Origin of the sequence: Micromonospora sp. WMMD964, assembly GCF_029581455.1 — a bacterium.
GTDB lineage: Bacteria > Actinomycetota > Actinomycetes > Mycobacteriales > Micromonosporaceae > Micromonospora.
The window spans coordinates 137,633-163,532 of record NZ_CP120860.1 but is presented as its reverse complement, the minus strand read 5'-3'; the positions used below and the strand labels follow the sequence as shown (position 1 = coordinate 163,532).

At 70.9% G+C, this 25,900-nt stretch carries 24 protein-coding genes; 16 read left to right on the top strand and 8 right to left on the bottom strand.

Features of this window, described 5'->3' with window-relative positions; all coding sequences use genetic code 11:
* Positions 1–42: 42 nt before the first annotated feature.
* Positions 43–492, top strand: a complete 450-nt coding sequence (locus tag O7616_RS00745) for a VOC family protein (RefSeq protein WP_282305226.1) — start codon at positions 43–45, stop codon at positions 490–492.
* On the opposite strand, the gene O7616_RS00740 is transcribed toward O7616_RS00745, so the two are convergent.
* Positions 479–787 (bottom strand): 4a-hydroxytetrahydrobiopterin dehydratase, encoded by a 309-nt coding sequence (locus tag O7616_RS00740; protein WP_088991390.1) that lies wholly within the window; start codon positions 785–787, stop codon positions 479–481. The two genes, O7616_RS00745 and O7616_RS00740, sit on opposite strands and share 14 nt — an antisense overlap.
* Positions 788–970: 183 nt before the next feature.
* Here O7616_RS00740 and O7616_RS00735 point away from each other — a divergent pair, with 183 nt between their 5' ends.
* The gene (locus O7616_RS00735) at positions 971–1,411 is read left to right on the top strand and encodes a (deoxy)nucleoside triphosphate pyrophosphohydrolase (RefSeq protein ID WP_282305225.1); all 441 of its coding nucleotides are present in this window, start codon (positions 971–973) and stop codon (positions 1,409–1,411) included.
* A 319-nt stretch (positions 1,412–1,730) separates the two neighbouring features.
* Here the strand turns inward: O7616_RS00735 and O7616_RS00730 are convergent, their stop codons facing one another.
* The 5 genes from O7616_RS00730 to O7616_RS00710 form a co-directional block, all read right to left on the bottom strand.
* Entirely contained in the window at positions 1,731–2,792 is a 1,062-nt protein-coding gene (locus O7616_RS00730; protein WP_282256751.1) for a succinate dehydrogenase/fumarate reductase iron-sulfur subunit, read from the bottom strand.
* Positions 2,789–4,717: a fumarate reductase/succinate dehydrogenase flavoprotein subunit gene (locus O7616_RS00725; protein WP_282305224.1), complete on the bottom strand. Its 1,929-nt coding sequence runs from the start codon at positions 4,715–4,717 to the stop codon at positions 2,789–2,791. The genes O7616_RS00730 and O7616_RS00725 overlap by 4 nt, the downstream gene beginning before the upstream one ends.
* 12 nt (positions 4,718–4,729) lie before the next feature.
* On the bottom strand, positions 4,730–5,536 hold the full coding sequence (locus tag O7616_RS00720) for a hypothetical protein (RefSeq protein ID WP_282305223.1): 807 nt from the start codon (positions 5,534–5,536) through the stop codon (positions 4,730–4,732).
* Between the two features lie 273 nt (positions 5,537–5,809).
* On the bottom strand, positions 5,810–7,207 hold the full coding sequence (locus tag O7616_RS00715; RefSeq protein WP_282305222.1) for a metallopeptidase TldD-related protein: 1,398 nt from the start codon (positions 7,205–7,207) through the stop codon (positions 5,810–5,812).
* Between the two features lie 58 nt (positions 7,208–7,265).
* Entirely contained in the window at positions 7,266–8,702 is a 1,437-nt protein-coding gene (locus O7616_RS00710; RefSeq protein ID WP_282256755.1) for a TldD/PmbA family protein, read from the bottom strand.
* Positions 8,703–9,230: 528 nt separating this feature from the next.
* Between O7616_RS00710 and O7616_RS00705 the strand changes: the two genes are divergently transcribed.
* The 8 genes from O7616_RS00705 (at position 9,231) to O7616_RS00670 (ending at position 17,903) form a co-directional block, all read left to right on the top strand.
* Complete coding sequence (locus tag O7616_RS00705) at positions 9,231–10,286, top strand: ABC transporter ATP-binding protein (RefSeq protein WP_282307806.1); 1,056 nt, start codon at positions 9,231–9,233, stop codon at positions 10,284–10,286.
* A 55-nt stretch (positions 10,287–10,341) separates the two neighbouring features.
* Entirely contained in the window at positions 10,342–11,406 is a 1,065-nt protein-coding gene (locus O7616_RS00700) for a dipeptide ABC transporter ATP-binding protein (RefSeq protein WP_282305221.1), read from the top strand.
* Entirely contained in the window at positions 11,403–12,410 is a 1,008-nt protein-coding gene (locus tag O7616_RS00695) for an ABC transporter permease (protein ID WP_282305220.1), read from the top strand. Before O7616_RS00700 ends, O7616_RS00695 begins: the two co-directional genes overlap by 4 nt.
* A 10-nt stretch (positions 12,411–12,420) precedes the next feature.
* Positions 12,421–13,407, top strand: coding sequence for an ABC transporter permease (locus tag O7616_RS00690; RefSeq protein ID WP_282305219.1), 987 nt, complete (start codon positions 12,421–12,423; stop codon positions 13,405–13,407).
* A gap of 123 nt (positions 13,408–13,530) precedes the next feature.
* Entirely contained in the window at positions 13,531–15,273 is a 1,743-nt protein-coding gene (locus tag O7616_RS00685) for an ABC transporter substrate-binding protein (protein ID WP_282305218.1), read from the top strand.
* Between the two features lie 290 nt (positions 15,274–15,563).
* A complete protein-coding gene (locus O7616_RS00680) occupies positions 15,564–16,574 on the top strand; it encodes an alpha/beta hydrolase (RefSeq protein ID WP_282305217.1) in 1,011 nt (336 codons plus the stop codon).
* 178 nt (positions 16,575–16,752) lie between these two features.
* Positions 16,753–17,304, top strand: coding sequence for an ATP-binding protein (locus tag O7616_RS00675; RefSeq protein WP_282305216.1), 552 nt, complete (start codon positions 16,753–16,755; stop codon positions 17,302–17,304).
* Between the two features lie 227 nt (positions 17,305–17,531).
* Entirely contained in the window at positions 17,532–17,903 is a 372-nt protein-coding gene (locus O7616_RS00670) for a DUF805 domain-containing protein (RefSeq protein ID WP_278142555.1), read from the top strand.
* A gap of 102 nt (positions 17,904–18,005) precedes the next feature.
* Here the strand turns inward: O7616_RS00670 and O7616_RS00665 are convergent, their stop codons facing one another.
* Complete coding sequence (locus O7616_RS00665) at positions 18,006–20,150, bottom strand: prolyl oligopeptidase family serine peptidase (protein WP_282305215.1); 2,145 nt, start codon at positions 20,148–20,150, stop codon at positions 18,006–18,008.
* 86 nt (positions 20,151–20,236) lie between these two features.
* On the opposite strand from O7616_RS00665, the gene mshB reads away from it, so the two are divergent.
* The 3 genes from mshB to O7616_RS00650 all read left to right on the top strand — a co-directional run bounded on the left by mshB (position 20,237) and on the right by O7616_RS00650 (position 22,162).
* Positions 20,237–21,163: an N-acetyl-1-D-myo-inositol-2-amino-2-deoxy-alpha-D-glucopyranoside deacetylase gene (gene mshB, locus O7616_RS00660; protein ID WP_282305214.1), complete on the top strand. Its 927-nt coding sequence runs from the start codon at positions 20,237–20,239 to the stop codon at positions 21,161–21,163.
* Between the two features lie 17 nt (positions 21,164–21,180).
* Positions 21,181–21,615, top strand: coding sequence for a hypothetical protein (locus tag O7616_RS00655; RefSeq protein ID WP_282307805.1), 435 nt, complete (start codon positions 21,181–21,183; stop codon positions 21,613–21,615).
* A gap of 82 nt (positions 21,616–21,697) precedes the next feature.
* The gene (locus tag O7616_RS00650) at positions 21,698–22,162 is read left to right on the top strand and encodes a hypothetical protein (protein ID WP_282256766.1); all 465 of its coding nucleotides are present in this window, start codon (positions 21,698–21,700) and stop codon (positions 22,160–22,162) included.
* A 103-nt stretch (positions 22,163–22,265) separates the two neighbouring features.
* Here the strand turns inward: O7616_RS00650 and O7616_RS00645 are convergent, their stop codons facing one another.
* Complete coding sequence (locus tag O7616_RS00645) at positions 22,266–23,345, bottom strand: GNAT family N-acetyltransferase (RefSeq protein ID WP_282305213.1); 1,080 nt, start codon at positions 23,343–23,345, stop codon at positions 22,266–22,268.
* A gap of 79 nt (positions 23,346–23,424) precedes the next feature.
* Here O7616_RS00645 and fdxA point away from each other — a divergent pair, with 79 nt between their 5' ends.
* From fdxA to O7616_RS00630, 3 genes are read left to right on the top strand one after another with little or no spacing between them, the layout of a single operon-like run.
* Positions 23,425–23,751: a ferredoxin gene (fdxA, locus tag O7616_RS00640; protein ID WP_030490464.1), complete on the top strand. Its 327-nt coding sequence runs from the start codon at positions 23,425–23,427 to the stop codon at positions 23,749–23,751.
* Positions 23,748–24,854: a succinyldiaminopimelate transaminase gene (gene dapC / locus O7616_RS00635; RefSeq protein WP_282307804.1), complete on the top strand. Its 1,107-nt coding sequence runs from the start codon at positions 23,748–23,750 to the stop codon at positions 24,852–24,854. The genes fdxA and dapC overlap by 4 nt, the downstream gene beginning before the upstream one ends.
* Before the next feature lie 16 nt (positions 24,855–24,870).
* Positions 24,871–25,899 carry a prephenate dehydrogenase/arogenate dehydrogenase family protein gene (locus tag O7616_RS00630; RefSeq protein WP_282305212.1) on the top strand — a complete coding sequence of 343 codons (1,029 nt, stop codon included), beginning with the start codon at positions 24,871–24,873 and terminating at the stop codon, positions 25,897–25,899.
* Position 25,900: the final 1 nt, after the last annotated feature.

Genomic DNA, 25,900 nt, shown 5'->3' with positions numbered 1-25,900 from the left:
AGATCGTGAAGCGGCAGGAGACACCGAACGAAGGGCTGCGACATGAGCATCGACAACGACCGCACCGGCGTGAGCGCGGTACGGGTGACCGGCTTCGACCACCTGGTGTTGACCGTCGCCGACGTGGAGCGCTCGCTCGACTTCTACTGCGGCCGGCTCGGGCTGCCACCGGTACGGGTCGACGAGTGGCGCGCGGGCGCAGTCCCGTTTCCGTCCGTGCGGATCAGCCGCGACAGCATCGTCGACCTCGTCCACGGCGACCGGCACGGCACGAACGTCGACCACTTCTGCCTGGTGGTGGCGCCGCTGGACTGGGAGCAGGTGGTCGAGTCGGGGATCTTCACGGTGCTGACCGGGCCGGTCGACAGGTTCGGCGCCCGTGGCTCGGCGACCTCGATCTACGTCAGCGACCCGGACGGCAACGTCGTGGAGTTGCGCTGGTATCCGCAGGACGCGGAGGTGCCTGCCGACACGGACGTCAGGACTCGGTGACCGCCCGGTAGGCGTCCTCGATGCGCGCGGCCAGCAGGACCTCGCCCTCGGTCAGCGGCTCGCCGTTGCCGTGCCCGACCCGGATCTGGGTGCTGTCGGACCGTCGACTGATCTCGGGGCGCAGGTGCAGCGCGTCCGCGACCACCTTGACTCGTTCAGTTAGCGCCGCGTGTTGGGTATCGTCGATCACGAGCGTCCGTCGGATCTGCTCCCCTTCGCGCGTCCAACCAGATAGCAAGGTCAACGCGTCGGCAAGGTAGTCGTGCTTCGACCTGCTGCTGAACAGCACGCGCATCACCGCACCCCCCAAGCGCCGTTGCCGGCTTGTGGCCAAATCGTCGCCATCCCGTGTCTTGTCGGTGTCCCCTAGTCTCTCCCCACGCGGGAGGGGTGTCCACGCCCACACTTCCGTGTTCTATTGGCCTAGCGGACGGTTCCGGTACCCAAACCGCCGATTGATCTGGCACCCTGGACGCCCGTGCGGACCGAACGGGCTAATGATGGCGGGCAGGCCGAACGACGCGACCTGAAGGTGATCGTCGGTGCGGCGATAATCCGGGACGGGCGGGTGCTCGCCTGCGCGCGTTCCGCGCCGCCGGAGGTGGCGGGGATGTGGGAGTTCCCCGGCGGAAAGGTCGAGCCGGGGGAGTCCGAGGTCGACGCCCTGGTCCGGGAGTGCGTCGAGGAGCTGGCCGTACGCGTGGAGATCGGCGACCGGGTCGGCCGGGACGTGCGGATGGCACACGGCCGTTCGGTGCTCAAGGTGTACGCCGCCCGCCTGCTCGACGGCGACGAGCCGCAGGCCCTGGAGCACGAGGGGTTGCGCTGGCTGACCGCCGACGAGCTGGACTCGGTCACCTGGCTCCCCGCCGACGCCCCCATCGTCGCAGCCCTCCGCCCCCTCCTGAAAACCCCCTGACCCCCCGGCCCGCCCTGCTTCCGGTCGATCGAGAGATTTCGGTCAGGATCCGGCCTCCGGTGACCGAACGTCCGGTATCCGCGGGCCAGGATTGGAACGACGTTGATTCCGCTGTGGCATCTAGATGCCACAGCGGAATCACGCTCATCACGGACATGCCGGGGTGGCGCCGGGTCAGCCGGAGAGTTGCGACGGTCGGCGCCCAGGACCAGCCGGACCCGGCGGCGGCGGGTCTTTGATCACCGGCGTGGGGTGGGGTGGGGGTGGGAACGGGACGGGGGCCGCGGCGGTCGCCGCGGCCCCCGTTCGGTTCGGGTGGTCAGTGCTTGTCCTGGTCCGGGTGCGCGAAGTTGAGGTGCTCCGGAGGCAGCGGGAACGTCACGTCGTCACCGAACGGCGACGGCGCGGCGGGCCGGTCGAACGTGAGCTCGGTCAGCGGCAGCTTGCCCCGGTCGTCCACCGCCGGAGCGGTCGGGTGGGGCACCTCCCGGTCCCAGTTGACGCCGCTCTGCGCCTGCGCCTCAGCCCGCGAGTCGTGGGAACCACCCGCGTGCGAGTGCAGCCCACCGTGGGCCGAACCCGGCGTCGCAGAGCCCTGACGGGCGGTGGTCACGCTGGTCTGGGGCGTCTCGCCCCGACGGAAGATCTTGCTACCAAGCCACACAAGGGGATCGTACCTGCGGTCGACGACCCGTTCCTTCATGGGGATGATCCCGTTGTCAGTGATCTTGATGTGCTCGGGGCAGACCTCGGTGCAGCACTTGGTGATGTTGCAGAAACCGAGGCCCTGTTCGGCCTGCGCGTACTCCTTGCGGTCGGTCCGGGTGTCCAGCGGGTGCATGTCCAGCTCGGCCGCCCGGATGAAGTACCGGGGGCCGGAGAACGCCTGCTTGTTCTCCTCGTGATCGCGGATCACGTGGCAGACCGTCTGGCACAGGAAGCACTCGATGCACTTGCGGAACTCCTGCGAGCGTTCCACGTCGACCTGCTGCATCCGGTAGTCACCCGGTGCCACGTCGGCCGGCGGGGCGAAGGCCGGCGTCTCCCGTGCCTTCTCGTAGTTGAACGAGACGTCGGTGACCAGGTCCCGGATGACCGGGAAGGTACGCAGCGGGGTGACCGTGACCGTCTCGTCGTCGCCGAAGGTCGACATCCGGGTCATGCAGCCCAGTCGCGGCTTGCCGTTGATCTCCATGGAGCAGGAGCCGCACTTGCCGGCCTTGCAGTTCCACCGGCAGGCCAGGTCGGGTGCGTCGGTGGCCTGCAGACGGTGGATGACGTCGAGGACGACCTCGCCCTCGTTCACCTCCACCATGTAGTCCTGCAGGTCCCCGCCGGTCTCGTCGCCCCGCCAGATCCGGAACTGACGCTTCGCGCTCATCGGTTGTCCGCCTCTCCAGCGTCGGCGACGAGGGCGTCGAAGTCGGCCAGCTCCTCGTCGGTGAGGTACTTGGCCAGCTCCGCACGGTCGAAGAGGCCGATCAGCTCCGGCCGCATCTTCGGCAGCGGCTTACGGGTCAGCCGTACGTTGTCGCCGTCCAGCGAGCAGACCAGGTTCACCTGCCGCCACTTCGGCTCCATCGCCGGGTAGTCCTCCCGGGTGTGCCCGCCGCGCGACTCCTGCCGCTCCAGCGCCGCCTTCGCGGTGCACTCCGAGACCACGAGCATGTTGCGCAGGTCCAGGGCCAGATGCCAGCCCGGGTTGTAGCGCCGCCCACCGGCCGCGCTCACCTTGGCGACCCGCTCGCGCAGCTCGGCCAGCCGCACCAGGGCGTCGGCCAGCTCACCCTCCCGCCGGATGATGCCGACCAGATCCCCCATGACCGCCTGGAGGTCCTGCTGCAGGGTGTACGGGCTCTCGCCGGTGTCACGCTGCAGCGGAGCGAGCGCGGTCTCCACGGCTGCCTCGACCGCGTCCACGGCCACCTTCGGCCGGGCGGTCAGCCCGTCGGCGTAACTGGCCGCGTGGCCGCCCGCCCGCTTGCCGAAGACCAGCAGGTCGGACAGGGAGTTGCCGCCCAGCCGGTTGGAGCCGTGCATGCCGCCGGACACCTCACCGGCGGCGAACAGCCCGCGTACGTGGCCGAACGCGGCACCCGAGTCCGGGTCCACCTCGACGCCGCCCATCACGTAGTGACAGGTCGGCCCCACCTCCATCGCCTCGGCGGTGATGTCGACGTCGGCCAGCTCCTTGAACTGGTGGTACATCGACGGCAGCCGCCGACGGATCTCGTCGGCCGAACGCCGGCTCGCGATGTCCAGGAAGACACCGCCGGCGGGGGAGCCCCGGCCGGCCTTGACCTCACTGTTGATCGCGCGGGCCACCTCGTCGCGGGGCAGCAGCTCCGGCGGACGCCGGTTGTTGTCCGGGTCGGTGTACCAGCGGTCCGCCTCCTCCTCGGTCTCCGCGTACTGCTTGCGGAAGACGTCGGGGACGTAGTCGAACATGAACCGCTTGCCCTCGGAGTTCTTCAGGACACCGCCGTCGCCACGGACCGACTCGGTGACCAGGATGCCCTTCACCGAGGGCGGCCAGACCATGCCGGTCGGGTGGAACTGGAGGAACTCCATGTTGATCAGCGTCGCCCCGGCGCGCAGCGCCAACGCGTGCCCGTCGCCGGTGTACTCCCACGAGTTCGAGGTGACCTTGTAGGAACGCCCGACACCACCGGTCGCCAGCACCACGGCCGGCGCCTCGAAGAGGATGAACTCGCCCGACTCGCGGTAGTAGCCGAACGCGCCGGCGACCCGGTCACCGTCGAGCAGCAGCTCGGTGATCGTGGTCTCGGAGAACACCTTGATCCGGGCGTCGTACGAGCCGAACTCCCGCTGGTCCTCCTGCTGCAGCGAGACGATCTTCTGCTGGAGGGTGCGGATCAGCTCCAGGCCGGTCCGGTCGCCCACGTGCGCCAGACGCGGGTACTCGTGGCCACCGAAGTTGCGCTGCGAGATCTTGCCGTCCTTGGTGCGGTCGAAGAGCGCACCGTACGTCTCCAGCTCCCAGATCCGCTGCGGCGACTCCTTCGCGTGCAGCTCGGCCATCCGGAAGTTGTTGAGGAACTTGCCGCCGCGCATGGTGTCGCGGAAGTGCACCTGCCAGTTGTCCCGGCTGTTCACATTGCCCATCGCGGCTGCCGCGCCGCCCTCGGCCATCACCGTGTGCGCCTTGCCGAACAGCGACTTGGAGATGATCGCGGTCTTCTTGCCGGCGAGCCGGGCCTCGATGGCCGCGCGCAGACCGGCGCCGCCGGCCCCGATGACGACGACGTCGTAGTGGTGTCGCTCGATGCGAGTGGTAGTGGTCATGTCAGGGGCCCTTTAGTTGATGAACCGCAGGTCGGAGAACCAGCCGGCAGCGAGCGCCATGATGTAGAAGTCGGCCAGCGCCAGGGTGCCGAGGGTGATCCAGGCGAGCTGCATGTGCCGGACGTTCAGTGCCGAGACGAACGTCCAGGCCCGGTACCGCACCGGGTGCTTGGAGAAGTGCTTCAACCGGCCGCCGATGATGTGCCGGCAGGAGTGGCAGGAGATGGTGTACGCCCAGAGCATCACCACGTTGAGCACCAGGATGATGTTGCCCAGCCCGAAGCCGAAGCCCTCGGGGGAGTGGAACGCGAGGATCGCGTCCCAGGTGTTGATCAACGAGATGATCGCGGCGGCGTAGAAGAAGTAGCGGTGCAGGTTCTGACCGAGCAGCGGGAAACGGGTCTCACCGCCGTACTCCTTGTGGCCGTCCGGCACGGCGCAGGCCGGCGGCGACAGCCAGAACGACCGGTAGTACGCCTTGCGGTAGTAGTAGCAGGTGAGTCGGAACAGCAGCAGGAACGGCAGGGTCAACGCGGCGTCCGGGATGATCCACCAGCCGGGCAGGAACCGCCCGAAGTGCGAGGCGGCCTCGACACACCGGTCGGTCACGCACGGGGAGTAGAACGGGGTCAGGTAGTGGTAGTCATCGACCCAGTAGTTGTCGTGCTGGAAGACCCGGACCGTCGCGTACACGACCCAGGCGCTGAGCCCGATCACGGTGATCAGCGGGGCGAACCACCAGCGGTCGGTACGCAACGTCTTCGCCGCGATGGCGGCGCGCGCCCGCGCCCCCCGCGGCCTCGTTGCCGTTGAAGTCATTCGAGTCGTCTCCTCGACGGGCCCGTACGGGCGGGCTGAGCTTTCACCGGTCGGCACGCGGACCGGAGAACCGCACCCGCTGCCACGTCCTGCGCACACAACGACCACGCCGGATCGACCGACGCAGCTAAGTGACACACGTTACGCCGATCTCTGCGAGCCGTCCGCGCAAGGGACCGTCCCGTGTGTCTGGCCTGCGGAAAAACCGCCGAGGTGCCGGTCGATGGCGCTTGTGGAGGAGTCGCCCGCGGCACGCACCCCCGTCCGGATACGTCAGCCGGAGGCGCCTCCGGTGAAGTGCCAGGACGCCAGCCGCACCGGCGGCGCCGTCCACCACGCACCGTCCACCCGATCCGGTTGGCGCACCGGCCGCGCGCCCAGCCCGAGCACCGCCCCCGGCCCGAGCGCCCGGGGGTACGACTCGGTGAACCGCAGGTCGCGTACCGCCCGCACGACGGTGCCGTCCTCGATCAACCAGACGCCGTTGCGGGTCAACCCGGTGACGACGAGGCTCTTCGGGTCGAGCACCCGCGTGTACCACAGGTCGCTGACCAGCAGACCCCGCCGCACACCGCTGACCAGTGCGGCCGTGTCCGCGTCGGCGACCGCCCCGGCCGCCGCGCCGGTGGTGCTCCGGCCGTTCGCACCGGCCGGGCCCGCCGCCGCGCCGACCAGCCGCATGGTGCGCGCCATCGGCCCCCAGGTGGCGCCACCCGCGACCGCGTGCCCGGTGGACTGCGTACCCGCCTCCACGGCGGTCCGTCGGTCGTGCGCGACCGCCCGCGTGGTGCCCGCCTCGACCAGGGTCAACGCCCCACGGGGGGTGCCCTCCGCGTCGAACGGCAGGCCCGACGCGCCCAGCGGATCGTCCACCAGGGTCACCGCCCGGTCGAACTGGGCGACCCCCGGCTCGGCGAACGACTGCCGTTCGGCGTACCGCTTGCCGTTGAAGCCGAACCAGGACAGGTTCTGCAACAGGTCCGCCACCGCGGCCGGCTCGAACACCACCTCGTAGTGCCCCGGCGGCAGCTCCACCGGATCGGCCGCGGCCTGCGCCTTCGCCGCCGCGTGCGCCCCCAACGCGGCACCGTCGAGGTCGGAGAGCCGGTCCGCGCTGCGTCGGGCCACCCCGTCCGCGCCGTCGCGGCGGGCGATGCCGTCCATCGCCGCCTCCGCCGAGCGGCCGTACGCGGTGTGCCCGGCCGAGTTCGCGAACCCCGACGACCGGTGCGCGGTACGGCAGTAGCCGGCCGTGCTCAGGCCCCCGGCGGCGGCCACGAACGCGCCCACCCGGTCGGCCCGTTGATCCGGCTCGGCGTACGCGGTCGCCTCGTCCACGGGCGGCGCGTCCGGCGTGGGCATCGGCTCGGTCAGCCCCGGCCAACCCGGGTCGGGTGGGCAGAGACGGGCCGCGGCCAGTGTCCGCTCCACCAGCGCGCGCAGCCCGTCGGCGGTGACCACGCTGCCGCTGCCGGCGGCGGTCCGGCCGTCCACATGCAGCCGCAACCGGACACCGACAGTCGACTCCGCCACGTTCTGGTGGATGGCCGAGTTGGCGAACCGGGTCAGCGCCAGATCAGCCCGCGTCACCACCGCATCGGCCTGCGCCGCCGGCCCGCCGAGCTGCCGGACCAGCTCGACGACCTGCCCCGCCAGCTCCAACTCCCTCATGCCGTGCCGCCTTTCGTTCGCGACTGCGGGGCTCGCAAACCCGGCTCACTCCTCGCGCTCACGCGGACACCCCCACCCGGACGTTGCGGAACCGGGCCGGCGCCGCCGGGTGGCCGGTGTGGCCGATCTGGCCGGGTTGGCCCTTCCCGCAGTTGGGCGTGCCCCAGGAGATCGTCTCGTTGGAGAGCATGTCCATCGAGCGCCAGAAGAGCGGGCCGATCCCCGTGTACGTGGGATTGCGCAGCATCCGCCCCCGCCGCCCCTTCTTGATCTCCCAGCCGACCTCGCATCCGAACTGGAAGTTGAGCCGCTTGTCGTCGATCGACCAGGACCGGTTGAGGTCCATCAGAACGCCGTCGTCGGTCGCTGCGATGATCTCCTCCAGGGTGTGCGGGCCGGGTTCCAGGCCGACGTTCGTCATCCGCACCATCGGCAGGCGTGCCCACCCGTCGGCCCGTACGCTGCCGCCGTAGTCGAGGCCGGCCATCGCGGCGGAATCCCGACCGGCGAGCACACCGACCCAGCGACCGTCGCGAACCGCGTCCCGCTTGACCGCCGGGGAGCCCTCGTCGTCGAAGCCGAAGCTGCCCAGCGCGCCCGGGATCGTCGGATCGATGGTGATGTTCATCAGCTCCGAGCCGTAGCGCAGCGAGCCGAGCTGGGCCAGGTCCAACCAGGACGTGCCGGCGAACGCCGCCTCCCAGCCGAGGATGCGGTCCAGCTCGATGGCGTGCCCGACCGACTCGTGGATCTGCAGGGCCAACTGTTCGCCGCCGAGGATCAGATCCGTCTCACCGGCCGGGCAGAGCGGCGCGGTGAGCAGCGCCCGAGACTCGTCGGCGATCTGCGCGGCGTGCGCGGCCAGGTCGAGTGACTCGACCAACTCCCAACCGGTGGTGCCGTACTGCCCCCGGTAGCTCGGCCAGGACCGCCGCTGCGTCTCGCCGTCACCGATGGAGGTGGCGGAGATGCCGCCACCGCACTCGCGGATCCGCTGGTCGATCCGGTGGCCCTCGCTGGAGACGAACCACTTCGCGGTGTCCCAGACCTGGTACAGGCCCTCGGCCAGGTCCGCACCGTGCTCGACCATCGCGCGGGTCGCGTCGACCAGCAGGTCACCCTTGTCCGACAGTGGCACCCCGAGTGGGTCGATCTGGCAGCCGGACGCCCAGCTCGCGGTGACGGCCTCGGTGGGCACCAGGTCGACCGCCGGGCCCGGCACCCGCGCGCTCGCCATCGCGGTACGCGTCGCGCGCCGGCCGGCGTCGCGGGCGGCGGCGTCGGAGAGATCCGGTACGGCGTAGAAGCCCCAACTGGCGCCGACGAGCGCCCGGACGCCAAGCCCGATGCTCTCGTCCTGGGTCAGCTCCTCCACGTCACCGTTGCGGGCGGTCATCGACTCGTAGCGGCGATGCATCACCCGTGCGTCGGCGTACCGCGCTCCCGCGTCGAGGGCGGCCTGGACGGCGGCGGTGGCCGCGTCGAACTCGGTCATGCGACGACCCTAGGGCAGTCGACCGACACCCGTCAGGGGAGCAGTTCCTCCGGTCGGATCCGCAGGCCCCAAGATCGCACTACATCCTGGTTGTAGTGGTATCGGTGCGTCGGTGATGCCACTGAATCCTGGTTCGAGCGTGACCTTGACGGCGGTGGCCCGCCAAAACCCCGCTCCCGGTCTCTCCCGGGCGGTGTTCGTCGTCAAGATCCGCGCAGTATCGGGGATGTTGCTGCTTCCCGCGTGCCGGAGGCAGCAACATCGGGGAAGTTGCGCGGATCTTGAGTGCGGGGGTGGGGCGCGGGGTGCGCAAGGGCCAGGGCCGGGCCATGAACGGGCGTGGATGGCGAGGTGACGGGGGTGCGGGGCCGATGCCGACTCGTTACGCTCGGGCCCGCTGACACGTGCCGACTTTGTAGCTTATTTTCACCCTCGGGACTCTGTTGTAAGTTCTCTTCGTCACTGAGGGAGGTTGCCGTGGACAGCTCGGATCCGGCGCCGTCCGGGAAGCCGGACGACCATCCCGCCGTGCCGACGCAGCGCGGCAACGAGGACGCCTACCTACGGGTGCGTGACCTGCGCGTCCGGTTCGACACCTCGGACGGCGTGGTGCGCGCGGTCGACGGGGTGTCGTTCACCGTCGAGCGGGGTCGCACCCTCGGCATCGTCGGTGAGTCCGGCTCCGGCAAGAGCGTCACCTCGCTGGCCATCCTCGGCCTGCACGACCCCAAACGGGCCACCATCACCGGTGAGATCTCCATCGGCGGCCGACAGGTGGTCGGCCTGCCCGACGAGGAGGTACGCCGGCTGCGTGGCCGGGACATGGCGATGATCTTCCAGGATCCGCTGTCGGCGCTGCACCCCTACTACACCGTGGGCCGACAGATCGCCGAGGCGTACCGGGTGCACCGCCCGAAGGCCAACCGCCGCGAGGCCCGCAAGCGGGCTGTCGACATGCTGGACCGGGTCGGCATCCCGCAGGCGGCCCGCCGCTTCGACCAGTACCCGCACGAGTTCTCCGGCGGCATGCGGCAACGGGCGATGATCGCGATGTCGCTGGTCAACGACCCGGCGCTGCTGATCGCCGACGAGCCGACCACGGCGCTGGACGTCACCGTGCAGGCGCAGATCCTGGACCTGCTGGCCGACCTCCAGGCCGAGTTCCACTCCGCGATCATCCTGATCACCCACGATCTCGGCGTGGTCGGCCAGGTCGCCGACGACGTGCTGGTGATGTACGGCGGTCGTGCCGTCGAGCGGGGCAGCGTCGAGCAGGTGCTCCGCTCGCCGCAGCATCCGTACACCTGGGGGTTGCTCTCCAGCGTGCCGTCGCTGCACGGCGACGCGGACGCGGACCTGGTGCCGATCCCCGGCAACCCGCCGAGCCTGATCAACCTGCCGTCCGGCTGCGCGTTCCACCCGCGTTGCCGGTACGCGGACCGCGCCGGCAGCCGATCCCGCACCGAGACGCCCGAGCTGCGTCCGGCGGGCGGCGACGGGCACCTGGTCGCCTGCCACCTGGGCGCCGAGGAGCGCGCCGCGTTCTACGCCGAGGACGTCGCACGAGTGGGGGTGGCTGTGTGAGGGCGAGGAACGCAGCGCAGCGGAGCACCGCAGCCCTGAACGGAGGACCGTGGAGGTGACCGACGAGCCGTTGTTGCGGGTGCGTGGCCTGACCAAGCATTTCCCGGTACGCCAGGGGCTGCGCGACACCGGCCTGGTGCGGGCGGTGGACGGGCTCGACTTCGACGTGCGCCCCGGCGAGACGCTCGGGCTGGTGGGGGAGTCGGGCTGCGGCAAGACCACCACTGGCCGGATGCTGGTGCGGTTGCTGGAGCCGACGAGCGGCAGCATCGAGTTCGCCGGGCGGGACATCACGCACGCCGGTCGCCGGGAGTTGCGCCCACTGCGTCAGGAACTCCAGATCATCTTTCAGGACCCGTACGCGTCGCTGAACCCCCGGCACACCGTCGGCCGGATCGTGGCGATGCCGTTGCAGGTCAACGGCATCAGACCGCCGGGCGGGATCAAGGCCCGGGTCCAGGAGTTGCTGGAGCTGGTCGGGTTGAACCCGGAGCACTACAACCGGTACCCGCACGAGTTCTCCGGCGGTCAACGCCAGCGCATCGGCATCGCCCGCGCGCTGGCCCTGCGGCCCAAACTGATCGTCGCGGACGAGCCGGTGAGCGCGCTGGACGTCTCGATCCAGGCGCAGGTCGTCAACCTGTTGCGTGACCTGCAACGGGAGCTGGGTCTGGCGTTCGTGTTCATCGCACACGACCTGGCCGTGGTCCGGCACTTCTGTCAACGGGTCGCCGTCATGTACCTGGGCCGGATCGTGGAGATCGGCGACCGGGCGGACATCTACGAGCGCCCGCAGCACCCGTACACCAGGGCGTTGCTCTCGGCGATCCCGGACGTCACCCGGCTCGGCCCGGCGGGCCGCATCCGGCTGACCGGTGACGTGCCGACGCCGCTCGACCCGCCGTCGGGCTGCCGGTTCCGTACCCGCTGCTGGAAGGCGCAGGACCTCTGCGCCACCGAGGATCCGGCGTTGGTCCCGCGCGACGGCGGCCGGCAGTCCACCGCGTGTCACTTCCCCGAAGGGGAATCGGCCGGCGCGAGCCCCGAAGGGGGACCGGCCGGCACGCGCCCGGAACCGGCCGGGTCGACCAGCCCGACCGTCGAGGAGGTGTCATCGTGAGCCTCTCCCCGGTGGAGGGTGTGGCGCTGGCCGAGATCGAGTCCGGCGCGGACGCGGGCGGACCCGCCGAGAAGGGCGTCGTCGGCCGTTCACCCGGTCAACTCGCCTGGCTGCGGCTGCGCCGTGACCGCACGGCCGTGGTCAGCGGCGTACTCCTGGTGTTCTTCATGGTGTTGGGGTTGTCCGCCCCGCTGATCGAGATGGTCTACGGGATCGGCCCGCGCGAGCAGTTCCAGCAGTTGCTGGACGGCTCCGGCATGCCGCTGGGGTACGCCGGTGGTGTCACCGGGGAGCACTGGTTCGGTCTGGAGCCGGGGCTGGGTCGGGACATCTTCATCCGCCTGGTCTACGGGCTGCGCACGTCGTTGTTCATCGCTCTCGCCGCCGCGTTGATCACCGCGACGATCGGCGTCGCGCTCGGCGCGCTCGCCGGTTACCTCGGTGGCTGGCTCGACGCGGTGGTCAACTGGATCACCGACCTGACCCTGGCGATGCCCTTCCTGATCATCGCGTTGGCGCTCACCCCCACCATCACGCTGCGCTTCTACGGCGAGCGGGGGCAGGTGTCGTCGGCCTTCGGGGTGGGCGTGCTGATCGCCGTCTTCGCGATCTTCGGCTGGACCAGCACCGCCCGGCTGGTGCGGGGGCAGGTGATCGCGCTGCGTGAGCGGGAGTTCGTGGAGGCGGCCAAGGCCAGCGGCGCCGGGTTGGGGCACATGCTCTTCCGGCAGTTGCTGCCGAACATCTGGGCGCCGATCCTGGTGTCGTTCTCCCTGGCGGTGCCGCAGTTCATCACCAGCGAGGCGGCGCTCTCCTTCATCGGCGTCGGGCTCAGCGACGAGACACCGAGCTTCGGCCGAATGATCTACCGCAGTCTGGACTACCTCCAGACCGACCCGGCGTACGTGTTCTTCCCGGGCATCGTGATCTTCGCGCTGGTGTTCGCCTTCAACCTCTTCGGCGACGCGTTGCGGGACGCGCTCGACCCGAAGTCGTCCCGGTAGGGGGTACCCGATGGCGCGATTTCTGCTCAAGCGACTGTTCTCGGCCACGCTGACGCTCTTCGCGGTGAGCGTGCTGACCTTCCTGATGTTCTTCGCCCTGCCGCGTGACCCGGTGAGCAGCATCTGCTCGAAGAACTGCAACCCGGAGCGGTTGGAGCGGGTCCGCGACGACCTGGGCCTGAACGACCCGCTGATCAGCCAGTACGCCGGCTACATGAAGGGCATCGTCACGGGTCGGGACCTGGGCAGCGCCCAGGGCGGCCGGTGCGACGCGCCCTGCCTGGGCTGGTCGTACGTCACCAACGAGGCGGTCTCGGACACCATCGCCCGGGTGTTGCCGGTGACGCTGAGCATCGTGATCCCGGCGGCGATCCTGTGGTTGCTACTGGGGGTCGGGCTGGGCATGGTGTCCGCGCTGCGGCGGGGCACCTGGTTGGACCGGGTCGCCATCGGCTTCTCGTTGACCGGTGCCTCGTTGCAGCTCTACTTCGTGGGCGCGGTGCTGTTGCTGGTCTTCGTCTACAACCTGCGGTGGCTGCCGGTGCCGAGCTACACCTCCCTCTTCGACAACCCGGCGAAGTGGGCCAGTGGGCTGGTGCTCGCCTGGGTGGCGTTGGCCTTCCTCTTCTCGGCCATCTACGCCCGGCTGTCGCGGGCGCAGATGTTGGAGACGCTGTCGGAGGACTTCGTCCGGACCGCGCGGGCCAAGGGCCTGGCCAAACCGAAGGTGTACGGGCGACACGCGCTGCGCGCGGCGATCACCCCGGTGGTGACGATCGCGGGGCTGGACGTGGGCGGGGCGCTGGGCGGCACGGTGATCACCGAGACGACGTTCGGCATCCAGGGGCTGGGGCGTACGGCGGTGGACGCGGTGCGCTCGGGTGACCTACCCACGATCATGGCCACCGTGCTGATCGCGGCCGTCTTCGTGGTCCTGGCGAACGTGCTGGTGGACCTGCTCTACGCGGCCATCGATCCGCGGGTACGGCTGCGGTGACCGATGGCGAAATTTATCGACAACTGTTACACAACTCGTAGGTTTTCTTCCTTACGATCCTCGGGACGTCGGTGGTTCTCGCCCCGACGAGATCGCACGGCACATGGCTGAAGGGGGTATTTCATGCGACCACGCGTGGCGGTTGCCGCAGGCGGCGCGATCGCTCTGGTGGTGGCACTGGGTGCGTGCTCGAAGAACACGGGCGAGGGCACCACGGTGGACACCAACCGGACGCAGACCGGGGTCATCTCGACCGACCCCAAGGACTCGCAGGGGCCCGCGGCCGAGGTGAGTGGGGCGCAGAAGGGTGGCACCTTCACCGTCATCCGGGAGTCGCCGATCTCCCACCTCGACCCGCAGCGGACGTACTCGTTCGCCGGTCTGATGGCCAACCCGCTCTGGTCCCGCTACCTCACCACCTGGAAGGACGACGGCAAGGGCGGCCTGGTCCTGGTCGGTGACCTGGCCGAGACCCCGGGCAAGAACGTCAACAACGACTGCAAGGTCTGGGAATTCACCATCAAGGACGGGGTGAAGTTCGAGGACGGCCGGCCGATCACCTCCAAGGAGATCGCGTACGGCATCGCCCGGTCCTTCGACCCCGACCTCTCCGGTGGCCCGACCTACATCCAGGAGTGGCTGGCCGACACCGCGCAGTTCGACACCAAGTGGGACTTCAAGAAGAACAAGACGTCGCTCCCGCCCGGCCTGAGCACGCCGGACGCCAAGACGCTGCGCTTCGAGTTCGCCAAGCCCCGCTGCGACCTGCCGTTCGCGGCCTCACTGCCGACGACCGCGCCGCTGCCCGCCGACAAGGACACCGGCATCGACGTGGACAAGCAGCCGTTCTCGTCCGGCCCGTACAAGATCGCCAAGAACCAGGTCGGCGTACAGCTCACCCTGGACCGCAACCCCAACTGGGACCCGGCCACCGACCCGGTGCGGCACCAGTACCCGGACCAGTTCGTCTGGACCTTCGGCCCGACCGCGGACGCCGCCAACAACCGGGTGATCGCCGACAACGGCGCCGACCAGAGCGCGCTCGCCTTCAACACCGTGCCCGCCTCGCTGGTCGCCAAGGTGGCCGGTGACCCCGCGCTCAAGTCGCGCAGCATCCTCTCCCCGACGCCGAGCGCCAACCAGCTCGTCATCAACAACCAGCGGGTCACCGACCTCAAGATCCGCCAGGCTCTCAACTACGCCATCGACCGCGAAGGCATGATCAAGGCGCTCGGCGGCCAGAACGTCGCCGCGCCGCTGACCACGCTGATGCCGCCGGCCACCATCGGTTACAAGGCGTACGAGGCGTACCCGGCCGGTCCCAACGGCAACGTCGACAAGGCCAAGGAACTGCTCGGCGGCAAGACGCCGGAGCTGGTGCTGGGTGTCGCCGACAACTCCACGGAGCAGCAGCAGGGCGCGCAGCTCAAGGCCAACCTGGAACGGGCCGGCTTCAAGATCACGCTGCGGAACATCTCCGACGACGCCAAGCTCGACGAGATCAAGAAGAAGGACAACCCGTGGGACCTGTACATCGGTAACTGGGCGGCCGACTGGCCCAGCGGGGCGTCGATCCTGCCGGTGCTCTACGACGGCCGCACCATCAAGGCCGAGGGCAACAGCAACCAGTCCTACTTCAACGACCCGGCGGTCAACGCCGAGATGGACCGCATCCTGGCCCTCGCCCCGGCCGACCAGGGCCCGGAGTGGGCCAAGCTCGACGAGCGGATCATGAAGGAGCACGCGCCGGTGGTGCCGATGTACGTCGACGTGGCGTACAACGTGCACGGGTCCAAGGCCGGCGGGATCTTCATCTCCAGCGTCTTCGGCTACCCGTCGTTCGTGAACGCGCACGTCAAGCCGTAGTCGTATCGCAGGCAGGCAGGGCCCCCTCCCGACAGCGTCGTCGGGAGGGGGCCCTCGCCGTCCATCCTTCGAGCGCGAGCGCTGTTCGGCCGGCCCGGGATGGGTGGTCCTGCACGCTTCCTTTCGAGCTGATGTCGTAGACGATTCAGCCGTCGGAGCATCCTCGACCCGGCGTGCCGACGGCCCAGCCTCACGCCTGCACCTCGCAGTGCGGCCAAGGTCCTACGCGCGCCGGTTGAGGGGAACATTCGTCCAAGCCGGCGGCACGGCAGGGCAGCGACAGTGACTTCATGACGGCATCGCCAGCCTCCGGCAAACAGGTCGACGAGGTCGATCCGCGCGCGTCCGACCAGCAACCGCGTCGAAGCCGCGCCCGCCGGCGACGGCGCGTCATCGCCTCGACGACACTGCTCACGGTCGTCGGACTGCTCCTCGCCAACGCGGCATCGGTGAACTGGCAGTCCGCCCCTGCCACCGGAGACACGATCCTGCAGCTCGACGGCGGCGACATCAACGTCAGCCAGGACGGACCCCGCGACGCCCCGGTACTCGTGCTGATCCACGGGCTCGGGGCCTCGACCGAGTGGTGGAAGTCGATCGTCCCGACGCTGGCAGCGTCCCATCGTGTCATCCGAATCGACCTGCTCGGACATGGCCGATCCGCGAAGCCGACCGGCGGCGGCTATGCCGTCCCGCAGCAAGGACGCCGCGTCGGGCAGGCACTGGACCAGCTCGGCGTCGAACAGGCCATCGTGATCGGCCACTCCACCGGCGGCTACGTCGCCACCGCGCTCGCCGAACACCGCAGCGACCTGGTGACCGCGCTCGCGCTCGTCAACACGGGACCGCGCCTGGACGCCTTCATCTCGGACGGGCCGGTCGGCAAGCTCGTCTTCGTCCCCGTGTTGGGTCAACTCCTGTGGCGACTTCGGACCGATGGGATTCTGCGCCGGGGCTTGAGCACCGCGTTCGCGCCCGGCTTCCCCGTCCCGCAGCAGCTCGTCGACGACACGCGCGGCATGACCTACCACGCGCTCACGGCGGCATCGCGGGCGTCCGAGGACTATCTGACCCAGCGACACCTTCCGGATCGGCTCACGAGCCTCGGCAAGCCACTGCTGGTCATCTTCGGTGAGCTCGACCAGAGGTGGCGATCGTCGTCGGCGGCCGCGTACCGCGGCGTTGCGGGTGCGACAGTCGAGCTGATGCCCGGTGTCGGTCACTCACCCATGCTCGAAGATCCTGCGCAGACGGCCGGACTTCTTTTCGACTTCTTCAACTCCGTGCCGGGCGGTCGATGAGTCGAACGAGAACCGCGACCACGTGCGGCCGTGCGGGGTGCCCTGGTGCTCGTGGATCCATGCGATGGGCCGCGCGCATCCTCAGGGGTCGGGCGACCGGATCGGTCGGCGCGAAAGGCTGGTGCGCATAGGGTCGTCCCGAAACGGTGACGACGGGTCGTTCGTACGGAGGCGGGGGATGACGACGCTGTTCCTGACGGTAGGGCTTCCCTGCACCGGGAAGACCACTGCTGCTCGGCGTATCGAGGTCGAGCGCGGAGCGCTCCGTCTGACGAAGGACGAGTGGGTGAAGGCTCTCTACGGGCCGGAGAATCCGCCGTCGGCCCAGGACGTGATCGAGGGACGGCTCATCGAGATCGGGCTGCGGGCCCTGGAACTCGGCACCAACGTCGTGATCGACTACGGCCTCTGGAGTCGGGACGAGCGGTCTGCCCTGCGGCAGGCGGCGGCAGACCTCGGCGCGGCGGTGGAGCTGCACTACTTCGCGCTCGCCCCAGCCGAGCAGCGCAGACGGCGCGATCGGCGCCAGGCCGAGGCGCCGCACACGACGTGGCCGATGTCCGACGGGGAACTCGCCGAGTGGGCCGCCGGGTTCGACATCCCGACGCCGGGCGAACTCGACGGCAGCGAACCCATCGACGCACCACCGGCCGGATTCGCGAGCTGGAACCAGTGGCGTACGCACCGCTGGCCGCCGTCGGTCTCCGACCCGGGCACCGGCGGTTCGTGACCGGAAGGGTGTCCGGTGCCGGGCAGCGATTCGACTCGTCGGTGCTTTCGTTTCGTCGCCGTACCCGGTGGCGGCCTCGCCGGTTGGTGACGCTTGCCTCATCGGTCGGTCCCGATAGGCGCTGCGGCTACCGCGCCTCGGCTGTTCGCCCCTTGACCTCGCCGGATCGAACTGTTTGGCTGCCTCCGCGATGACCTTGAAAACCCCTCAATCGAACGGGGATAGTCATGTCCTTCATTGACGCAGTCAAGTCGGTTCTCAGCAAGTACGTCGGCTTCACGGGCCGCGCCCGCCGGTCCGAGTACTGGTGGTTCGCCTTGTTCACAATCCTGGTCAGCATCGTCGCGTCCATCCTGGACGGTGCACTGGGACTGGACTTCGAGGGCTCCACCACCGGTTTGATCGGCCTCGTCGCCTCCCTGGCGCTGCTGCTGCCTTCGCTGGCGGTCGGGGTGCGACGCCTGCACGACACCGACCGCACGGGATGGTGGTTGCTGATCGCGCTGGTGCCGCTCGTGGGCTTCATCGTCCTCATCGTGTTCTTCGTGTTGGACAGCACGCCGGGCACGAACCGTTTCGGCCCCAACCCGAAGGGCTGAGCGCCGACGACACGTTCCAGGAGTGGGCAGGCCGGCCCCCTTCCGACAGGGTTGTCGGCAAGGGGGCCGCGTCCCGGGGATCGGACTGAGGCCGCATCCCGGCTACAGCAGATGGGTGCGGAGGAACTCCAGCTCCAGTGGAAGCAGACGCTCGGCGGTGCCGTTCGCGGCCATGTGGGTGGCGCCGGTCAGCGGCAGCACGGCGTGCGGGCGACCGGTGCTCAGCAGGGCCGCCGACAGCCGGAGCGTGTGCGCGGCCACCACGTTGTCGTCGGCCAGACCGTGCACCAGCAGCAACGGGCGGGCCTGGTCCGGGCCGGTGACCGCCTCGGCGGCCAACTCGACGAGCGAGTGGTGCGCGTAGACGTCCACGCCGTCCTCCGGCAACCCCAGATAACGCTCGGTGTACGCGGTGTCGTACAGCGCCCAGTCGGTCACCGGCGCGCCGGCGATGCCGCAGCGGAACAGCTCCGGGTGGCGCAGCACCGCCAACCCGGCCAGCCAGCCGCCGAACGACCAGCCGCGCACCCCCACCCGGCTCAGGTCCAGGTCCGGGTGCTTGCCGGCGAGTGCGGTCAGCGCGTCGATCTGGTCGGTGAGGATCACGTCGGCGACCCGGCGGTGGATCGCCTTCTCGAACGAGGGGGCCACTCCCGGCGTACCCCGGTTGTCGATGGTGACCACCGCGAACCCGGCGTCGGCCCACCACTGCCGCTCCAACCACGCGGCCCGCGCCGCCACGACCTCCTGGTGCCCCGGCCCGCCGTAGATGTCCAGCAGCACCGGCAACCGTCGACCCGTCACGTGGTTGTCCGGGTAGAGCACCGCCGCCGGCAGCCGCCGGTCGGTCACCCGTTCCAGCAGCGGCAGCGGAGAATACGGCGGGTTGGCGGCGAACGACCGCAGCTCGGCCAGCTCCTGGTCACCGCGCCGCACGGTCCACCGCACCCCGGCGTGGTCCAGTGACGCGACACCGACCGCCAGCACGTCCCCGCCGACCGCGGCGGTGTACCAGCCGGAGTCGGTGGTGAGTCGCCGCGCGTCCACCCCACCGCCGATGGTGGTGCGGATCCGGAACAGGTGACGCTCGCTAGGCTCGCCGTCGCTCGCCTCGACCAGCAGGTCCGCCGGGCCGGAGGCGGCCGGCAGCCGACCGACCACCCGGCGTACGTACAGCGACGGCGGGGTGAGCAGGGTGCCGTCGGCGAACAGGCACCGTGCGTCGTACCCGTCATGGGCCAACTCCCCGCCGACCAGCACCCGGCCGTCCGGCAGGTGCGCCGGGGTGCCGGCGATCGGCTCGACCCAACGCGGGTCGGCCAGCTCCGCGTGCACCTGCGTCTCCCCCGTGCGGGGGTCCACCGCCAACACCAGCCCGTGCTGCTGCGAGCGGCGCAGCACGGTGATCAACGGGCTGCCCTCGCCCCAGCTGACCCCGGTGAGGTACGGGTAGGTCTCCCGGTCCCAGTGCACGTCGACCCAGCCGTCGTCCAGGTCGAGCAGGTGCAGGCTGACCTCGGCGTTCGGCCCACCGGCTCGGGGGTACGCGACGGCCGTCGGTGGGCTGGCCGGTTGGGCCGGGTCGTGCAGGTGCCAGCGTTCCAGGCGGGACTCGTCGACCCGGGCGGCGAGCACCGACCGACCGTCCGGAGCCCACCAGTAGCCCCGGTACCTGCCGAACTCCTCAGCCGCGATGTGCTCGGCCAAGCCCCAGCTCACCCCGGCGTCCTCGCCGGCCAGCAGGGTGTCGGTCCCGTCCGGGTCGATCACCCGCAGTTCGCCCCGGCGCACACCCTCGGCCGCGTCGGTCACGTACGCCAGCCGCTGCCCGGTCGGGTCCGGACGCGGGTCCAGCACCGGGCCGACGGCGGCCACCTCCACCACGTCACCGTGCACCAGGTCAGCCCGGAACAACCGCCCGGCCAGCGCGAACACGGCGACCCGGCCGGCGGCGTCCAGCGCGTACGAGCCGATGCCGGCGGCACTGAGCCGCAGCCGTTCCCGCAGGGCGCGTTCGCCGGGGGAGAGGGACCTGACGTCCCCGTCCTCGCCGAGCAGCGTCGCCGGGTCGGCGACCAGGCGCTCCTCGGCGGTGGCCACGTCCAGCATCCAGAGCGCGTCCGCGGGATCCTCCGGCCCGGCGGAGCGCAGGAAGATCACCCGGGAGCCGTCCTCGGCCACGGAGACAGCGCGTGGCGCGCCGTGGCTGAACCGGTGGGTGCGGGCGGCCAGCTCCGGAAAGTCCACAGACCAAATCGTAGAGCCGGACCGGAGGTGATGTGGCCGACCTGGGCGGACGCGTCAGCGCCGACCGGGGGGAACCGCCGGTTAGAGTGACCGTCGTGACGATGTTGCCCGACCGCCGCCTGCTGCTGGTCCACGCGCACCCCGACGACGAGTCGATCGGCACCGGCTCGACGATGGCCCACTACGCCGCCGACGGCGCGCACGTCACCCTGGTGACCTGCACCCTCGGCGAGGAGGGTGAGGTGCACGTCCCCGCGCTGGCCCAGCTCGTCGCCGCCGAGGCCGACCAGCTCGGCGGGTACCGCATCGCCGAGCTGACCGCCGCGTGCGCCGCGCTCGGCGTCACCGACCACCGCTTCCTGGGGGGCGCGGGCCGCTACCGCGACTCGGGCATGATGGGGCTCGCGACCAACGAACACCCGCGGGCCTTCTGGCAGGCCGACCTCGACGAGGCCGCCGGGCACCTGGTCGAGATCATGCGGGAGGTACGCCCGCAGGTGCTCGTCACGTACGACCCGAACGGCTTCTACGGCCACCCCGACCACATCCAGGCGCACCGGGTGGCGATGCGCGCCGTCGAGTTGGCCGCCACCGAGGGCTGCGCCCCGCTCAAGGTCTACTGGACGGCGATGCCGCTCAGTGTGCTGGAGGCCGGGATGACGCAGTTCGCGGAATCCTCGGACAACCCGTTCGGCGGCATCGAGGACATCGCCGACCTGCCCTTCGGCACCCCGGACGCGGAGATCGCCGCCCGGATCGACGGCACCGACCAGCACCTGGCCAAGGAAGCCGCGATGCGGGCGCACGCCACCCAGATCCCGGCCAACTCCTGGCTCTACTCGATCGCCGGTAACTTCGGCGGCGAGTTCATGGGCGTGGAGTACTTCACCCTCGCCGTCGGCGGGAAGGGTCCGGGCACCGGGCCGTACGGCTGGGAGGACGACCTCTTCGCCGGGCTGCCCCTGGAGACCGCCCCGGACCGGTCTCCGGTCGCGGCGGCCGGTCTCCGGTGACCTCGCCCGCCGCGCCGATGACGGTCGTCGACGACCAGGCCGCCCCGCCCCCGGCGGGACCGCCGCCGCGCCTGCTGGACCTGGGCCTGCGGGTGGCCGGCGCGATCGTCGTGGTGGTGGCCGGGGTGCTGACCGGGGTGTTGGAGTTGCTGCTGGCCACGGTCCGCGTCGGTGGTCACCTGATCGGCGTGTCAGTGCTCGTGGCAGTCGGCGCGAACATCGCGTTGAGCTGGTTCGCGTACGAGGCGGTCGGCCGTAGGTGGGCGGTGGCGTTGCCGGCGGTGCCGTGGTTCGCGTTGATGGCGGTGGCCGCCCTCCGGACCAGCGAGGGCGACCTGCTGCTGGCCGGCGACAACTGGGTCGGCCTGGCCATGATCGTGGCCGGTGCGATGACCTTCGCGGTGATGGGCTTCCGGCAGATCCTCGCCCCGCCGCACACCCTCGGCGGCTGATGACGTCACCCAGGTAGGGGTGGTAGATATTCCTGCCAGAGATGGGGGCCCCACGACGGGGCGTACGGCGGGAGGTCCGGCGATGGACAAACGGTGGCGTGACATCGGGGTGCTCGTTGCGGCTCTGTTCGCGGTGAACGTGGTCGCCCGGCTGATCATCCGGTTCGGCTTCGAGGGTGACGACACCGCCGCCGACCGGGTGTCACTGGCGATGTTCGCGGTGATCGGGCTGATCCTGGCCGTGGTCGCCTTCCGCTGGGGTCGTCGGCGACCGCTGGCGGGCTGGGCGGCCGACATGGCCCTCGTGGTGCCGATGGCGATGGTGTTGACCGTGCTGGTCGGGCCCCTGCTGATCGGTCACAACCCCTTCGCGGGCGGCGCGCCGACGTTCTTCGCCCAGATCTGGCTCTACCTGCTCGCCACCGGCGCCGGGTTGCTGGTCGGCTATCTGGTGCTGACCGCGCTCGGGCGGGACTACCGGTCGCAGCAGCTCAAGCGGTACGCCGAGGTGAGGGCCGCCAAGCCCCGCCGGGTCGTCCGCCGCTGACCCCGCCCGCTGATCCACTCCATTGCGCCGATGTGGCGGTATCGCCCGCCTGGGAAACCCCCACGTCGGCGATGTGGAGTGGATCAAGCGGGGGCGGATCGGCTCAGTGCGGGGCGACCCGGGTCAGGTAGGTGTGGTGGGTGGTGAAGCCGAGCCGTCGGTAGAGCGTGACCGCCGCCGTGTTGTGCTGCTCGACCTGGAGGAACGCGTGTGTCGCGCCGACCGACACGCCCCAGGCGGTCAGTTCGTGGATCACGCGCCGCGCCAGCCCCTGCCGGCGGGCGTCCGGCAGCACCTCGATCAGGCTGAGGCCCAACCAGCGCCCCTCGCCGGTCACCGTGCCCCGGCCGACAGCCACCAGCGCGCCGTCGACGTACACGTGGGCGAAGCGGACCTGGTCCACGGCGGTGAGCACGTGCCGGGCGGCCTCCGGTAGGCCGCCCTTGCGGCCGGCGGCGACGGCCAGCCACGGCTCGCTCGGCGCCGTGCGCAGCTCGACGACCGCGCCGGGCGGCGACTCGGCGTCGGCGACCGCACCGGTGCCCGGCTCCTCGACGTCGGCGGGCGGCTCGGCGACCTCGTCGCTCTGCGCCCCAGCGGCGCCGGGCGTGGCGGTGATCGCGCCACCCTGTCGTGGGGCGGGCGGACCCTCGGGCGGCAGGGGGAGTGGTGCGGTCTGCACGAGTGTCGGCGGGCGGGCGGTCCAGCCGCGGGCGTCCAGCTCGCCGCCGACCGGTGCGGCGAGCGGCAGCGGCGTATTGATCATCGCGGGCTGGCCCTGCTCGGCGTACCAGCGTTCCACCGCGTCCACGGCGGCGGGCAGCGGCCGGTCCGGGTCGCCGATCGGCAGCGCCGAGTTGGCCCGGCCGGTCCAGCCGTCCGCCGACCGGAGCAGCCAGTCACCGAGTCGGCCGCGCGTCGGTGCCGGCCAGGCCTCGTCGGCGGCCCGCTCCAGTGCCACGACGGCCGCCGCAGTCGGTCGACGGGTCGCCGGCACCCGCTTGGCGCGGTGGACCTGGGCCACCGGAACCCGTAGCGGCCCCTTCGCCGTGGCCAGGGTGAGATGAGTCTCGCTCAGCTCCACCAGCTCGCCGAGGGCATCGGAGAAGAGCGGGCGGCCTTCGCGAATCCCCACAATCCGGCGGACCACAATTCGGTGTCCCACATCCTGCTGTCGGAGCACGATCGACCCCCTCCCCGGCGAGATACTAGGCTCTTACCGTCGCGGGAGATCGCGACGTGTCTTGCGGAGGAGAAGACCGGTGACCTACATCATCGCCGAGCCGTGCGTGGATGTGCTCGACAAGGCATGCATCGAGGAGTGCCCGGTCGACTGCATTTACGAGGGCAACCGGATGCTCTACATCCACCCCGACGAGTGCGTCGACTGTGGTGCCTGTGAGCCCGTCTGCCCGGTGGAGGCGATCTTCTACGAGGACGACGTCCCGGAGCAGTGGAAGGACTACACCGGCGCCAACTACGAGTTCTTCGAGGACCTGGGCTCGCCCGGTGGCGCCTCGAAGGTCGGCAAGGTGGAGAAGGACGCCACCTTCGTCGCCGCGCAGCCGCCGCGCGGCGAGGGCCACTGAACCGGCCCGCGCCGGTCTCGTCGCGGCTGCCCGAGTTCACCTGGGACACCCTGGACGCCGCAGCCACCCTGGCCGCGGCGCATCCGGAGGGCCTGATCAACCTCTCCATGGGTACGCCGGTCGACCCGGTGCCCGAGGTGATCCGTCGAGCCCTGGCTGAAGCGTCCGACGCTCCCGGCTACCCGCTGACCGCCGGTACGCCCGCGTTGCGGGCCGCGATCGCGGCATGGGTGTCCCGGGCCTGCGGCGCTGGTGTCGACGGTCTCGGAGTGCTGCCGACGATCGGCTCGAAGGAGTTGGTCGCGTGGCTGCCCACCCTGCTCGGCATCGGCCCGGGTGACGTGGTGGTGGTGCCGTCGATCGCGTACCCGACGTACGAGGACGGCGCCCGGCTGGCCGGCGCCACCGTCGTGCGCACCGACTCGCTCACCTCGGTCGGGCCGACCTCGCGGGTCCGGCTGGTCTGGGTCAACTCGCCCGGCAACCCGACCGGGCGGGTGCTGCCCGCGGCGCACCTGCGCAAGGTGGTCGACTGGGCCCGGGAGCGCGGCGCGGTGGTCGCCAGCGACGAGTGCTACCTGCCTCTGGGCTGGTCGGCGGAGCCGGTTTCCGTGCTGTCCCCGCAGGTCAGCGGCGGCAGCTACGACGGGGTGCTGGCCCTGCACTCGCTGTCCAAGCGGTCCAACCTGGCCGGCTACCGGGCGGGGTTCGTCGCCGGTGACCCGGCGCTCGTCGCCGAGCTGCTGAAGGTGCGCAAGCACGCGGGCATGATCGTGCCCGCGCCCGTGCAGGCGGCGATGGTGGCCGCGCTGCACGACGAGCGACACGCCGAGGAGCAGCGGGAGCGCTACCGCGCCCGACGTGAGGTGCTCCGGGCCGCGTTCACCGAGGCCGGGTTCACCGTCGAGCACTCCGAGGCGGGTCTCTACCTGTGGCTCACCCGCGGTGAGGACTGCTGGCAGACGGTCGACTGGCTGGCCCGTCGGGGCATCCTGGTCGCCGCCGGGGTGTTCTACGGCCCCTCCGCCGGGCAGTACGTCCGGGTCGCACTGACCGAGTCCGACGAGCACGTCGCGGCGGTCGCCGACCGGCTGCGGGCCTGACCCCGGGCGCCCGGCGATGACCGACGGCACGACCGGGCGGTACGCCGGGGCGCGCGCGGCCGTGATCGGCACCGGCCTGATCGGCGGCTCCGTGCTGCTGCGCCTGGCCGAGGCCGGCCTGGACGTCGTCGGATGGGACCCGGACCCGGCCACCCGTGCGGGGGCCCAGCTCCGGGGTGTGGTCGCCCCGGCCACGATCGAGCAGGCCGTGTCCGGTCGGGACGTGGTCTTCCTCTGCGGCCCGCTGCCGACTCTCCCGCTGACCCTGGCCCGGGTGGCCGAGCTGACCGCGCCCGGCTGTGTGCTCACCGACGTGGGCAGCACCAAGGTCGAGGTGGCCGAGGCGGCCGGTCGGCTCGGGCTGGCCGACCGGTTCGTACCCGGGCATCCGATGGCCGGCGCGGAGTCGGCCGGCCTGACCGCCGCCTCGCCGACCCTGTTGACCAACGCCGCCTGGGTGCTCTGCCCGACCCCGGGCGCCGCGACGGACGCCTTCCGTTGGCTGACCGGGCTGCTGGTGGATGTGTTCGCCGCCCGCGTCGTGCCGATGTCGGCGTCGGCCCACGACTCGGCGGCGGCGCTCGCCTCGCACGTGCCACACCTGCTGGCCGGGGCGTTGGCCGGTGCGACGCAGCGGGCGCCGCTGCGCGACGCGGTGCTGACGCTGGCCGCGGGCAGTTTCTCCGACGGCACGCGGGTCGCCGGCACTCCGGCCGAGCGGACCGCGAACATGCTGCTGGGTAACCGCGACCGGGTCCTGGACGGGTTGGCCGAGGTCCGCGCCTTCCTGGACGGGCTGGCCGCCGCCCTGCGGGCCGACGACGCGCCGGCCCTCGTCGCCCGGTACGCGGAGGCCAGGGCCGCCCGTTGCGCATTGTCGGATCGGCTGTTCACCGGCGAGACCCGGGAGTTCCCGGTCGGCGGCGACAGTGCCGCCGAGGTGGCCTGGTTGCGCGGGCTGGGCGACGTCGGCGGGCACCTGACCGGGTGCCGGGTCGACGCCGAGGCGGTTTCCTACACCGCGCGGATGCCGGTGGCTGACTAGG

Bases quoted from the DNA above. Each gene is read 5' to 3' on its own strand.
- O7616_RS00745 (WP_282305226.1), top strand. From the start codon at position 43: ATGAGCATCGACAACGACCGCACCGGCGTGAGCGCGGTACGGGTGACC.
- O7616_RS00740 (WP_088991390.1), bottom strand. From the start codon at position 787: ATGCGCGTGCTGTTCAGCAGCAGGTCGAAGCACGACTACCTTGCCGAC.
- O7616_RS00730 (WP_282256751.1), bottom strand. From the start codon at position 2,792: ATGAGCGCGAAGCGTCAGTTCCGGATCTGGCGGGGCGACGAGACCGGC.
- O7616_RS00725 (WP_282305224.1), bottom strand. From the start codon at position 4,717: ATGACCACTACCACTCGCATCGAGCGACACCACTACGACGTCGTCGTC.
- O7616_RS00720 (WP_282305223.1), bottom strand. From the start codon at position 5,536: ATGACTTCAACGGCAACGAGGCCGCGGGGGGCGCGGGCGCGCGCCGCC.
- O7616_RS00715 (WP_282305222.1), bottom strand. From the start codon at position 7,207: ATGAGGGAGTTGGAGCTGGCGGGGCAGGTCGTCGAGCTGGTCCGGCAG.
- O7616_RS00710 (WP_282256755.1), bottom strand. From the start codon at position 8,702: ATGACCGAGTTCGACGCGGCCACCGCCGCCGTCCAGGCCGCCCTCGAC.
- O7616_RS00690 (WP_282305219.1), top strand. From the start codon at position 12,421: ATGGCGCGATTTCTGCTCAAGCGACTGTTCTCGGCCACGCTGACGCTC.
- O7616_RS00685 (WP_282305218.1), top strand. From the start codon at position 13,531: ATGCGACCACGCGTGGCGGTTGCCGCAGGCGGCGCGATCGCTCTGGTG.
- O7616_RS00680 (WP_282305217.1), top strand. From the start codon at position 15,564: ATGACGGCATCGCCAGCCTCCGGCAAACAGGTCGACGAGGTCGATCCG.
- O7616_RS00675 (WP_282305216.1), top strand. From the start codon at position 16,753: ATGACGACGCTGTTCCTGACGGTAGGGCTTCCCTGCACCGGGAAGACC.
- O7616_RS00670 (WP_278142555.1), top strand. From the start codon at position 17,532: ATGTCCTTCATTGACGCAGTCAAGTCGGTTCTCAGCAAGTACGTCGGC.
- O7616_RS00655 (WP_282307805.1), top strand. From the start codon at position 21,181: ATGACGGTCGTCGACGACCAGGCCGCCCCGCCCCCGGCGGGACCGCCG.
- O7616_RS00650 (WP_282256766.1), top strand. From the start codon at position 21,698: ATGGACAAACGGTGGCGTGACATCGGGGTGCTCGTTGCGGCTCTGTTC.
- O7616_RS00630 (WP_282305212.1), top strand. From the start codon at position 24,871: ATGACCGACGGCACGACCGGGCGGTACGCCGGGGCGCGCGCGGCCGTG.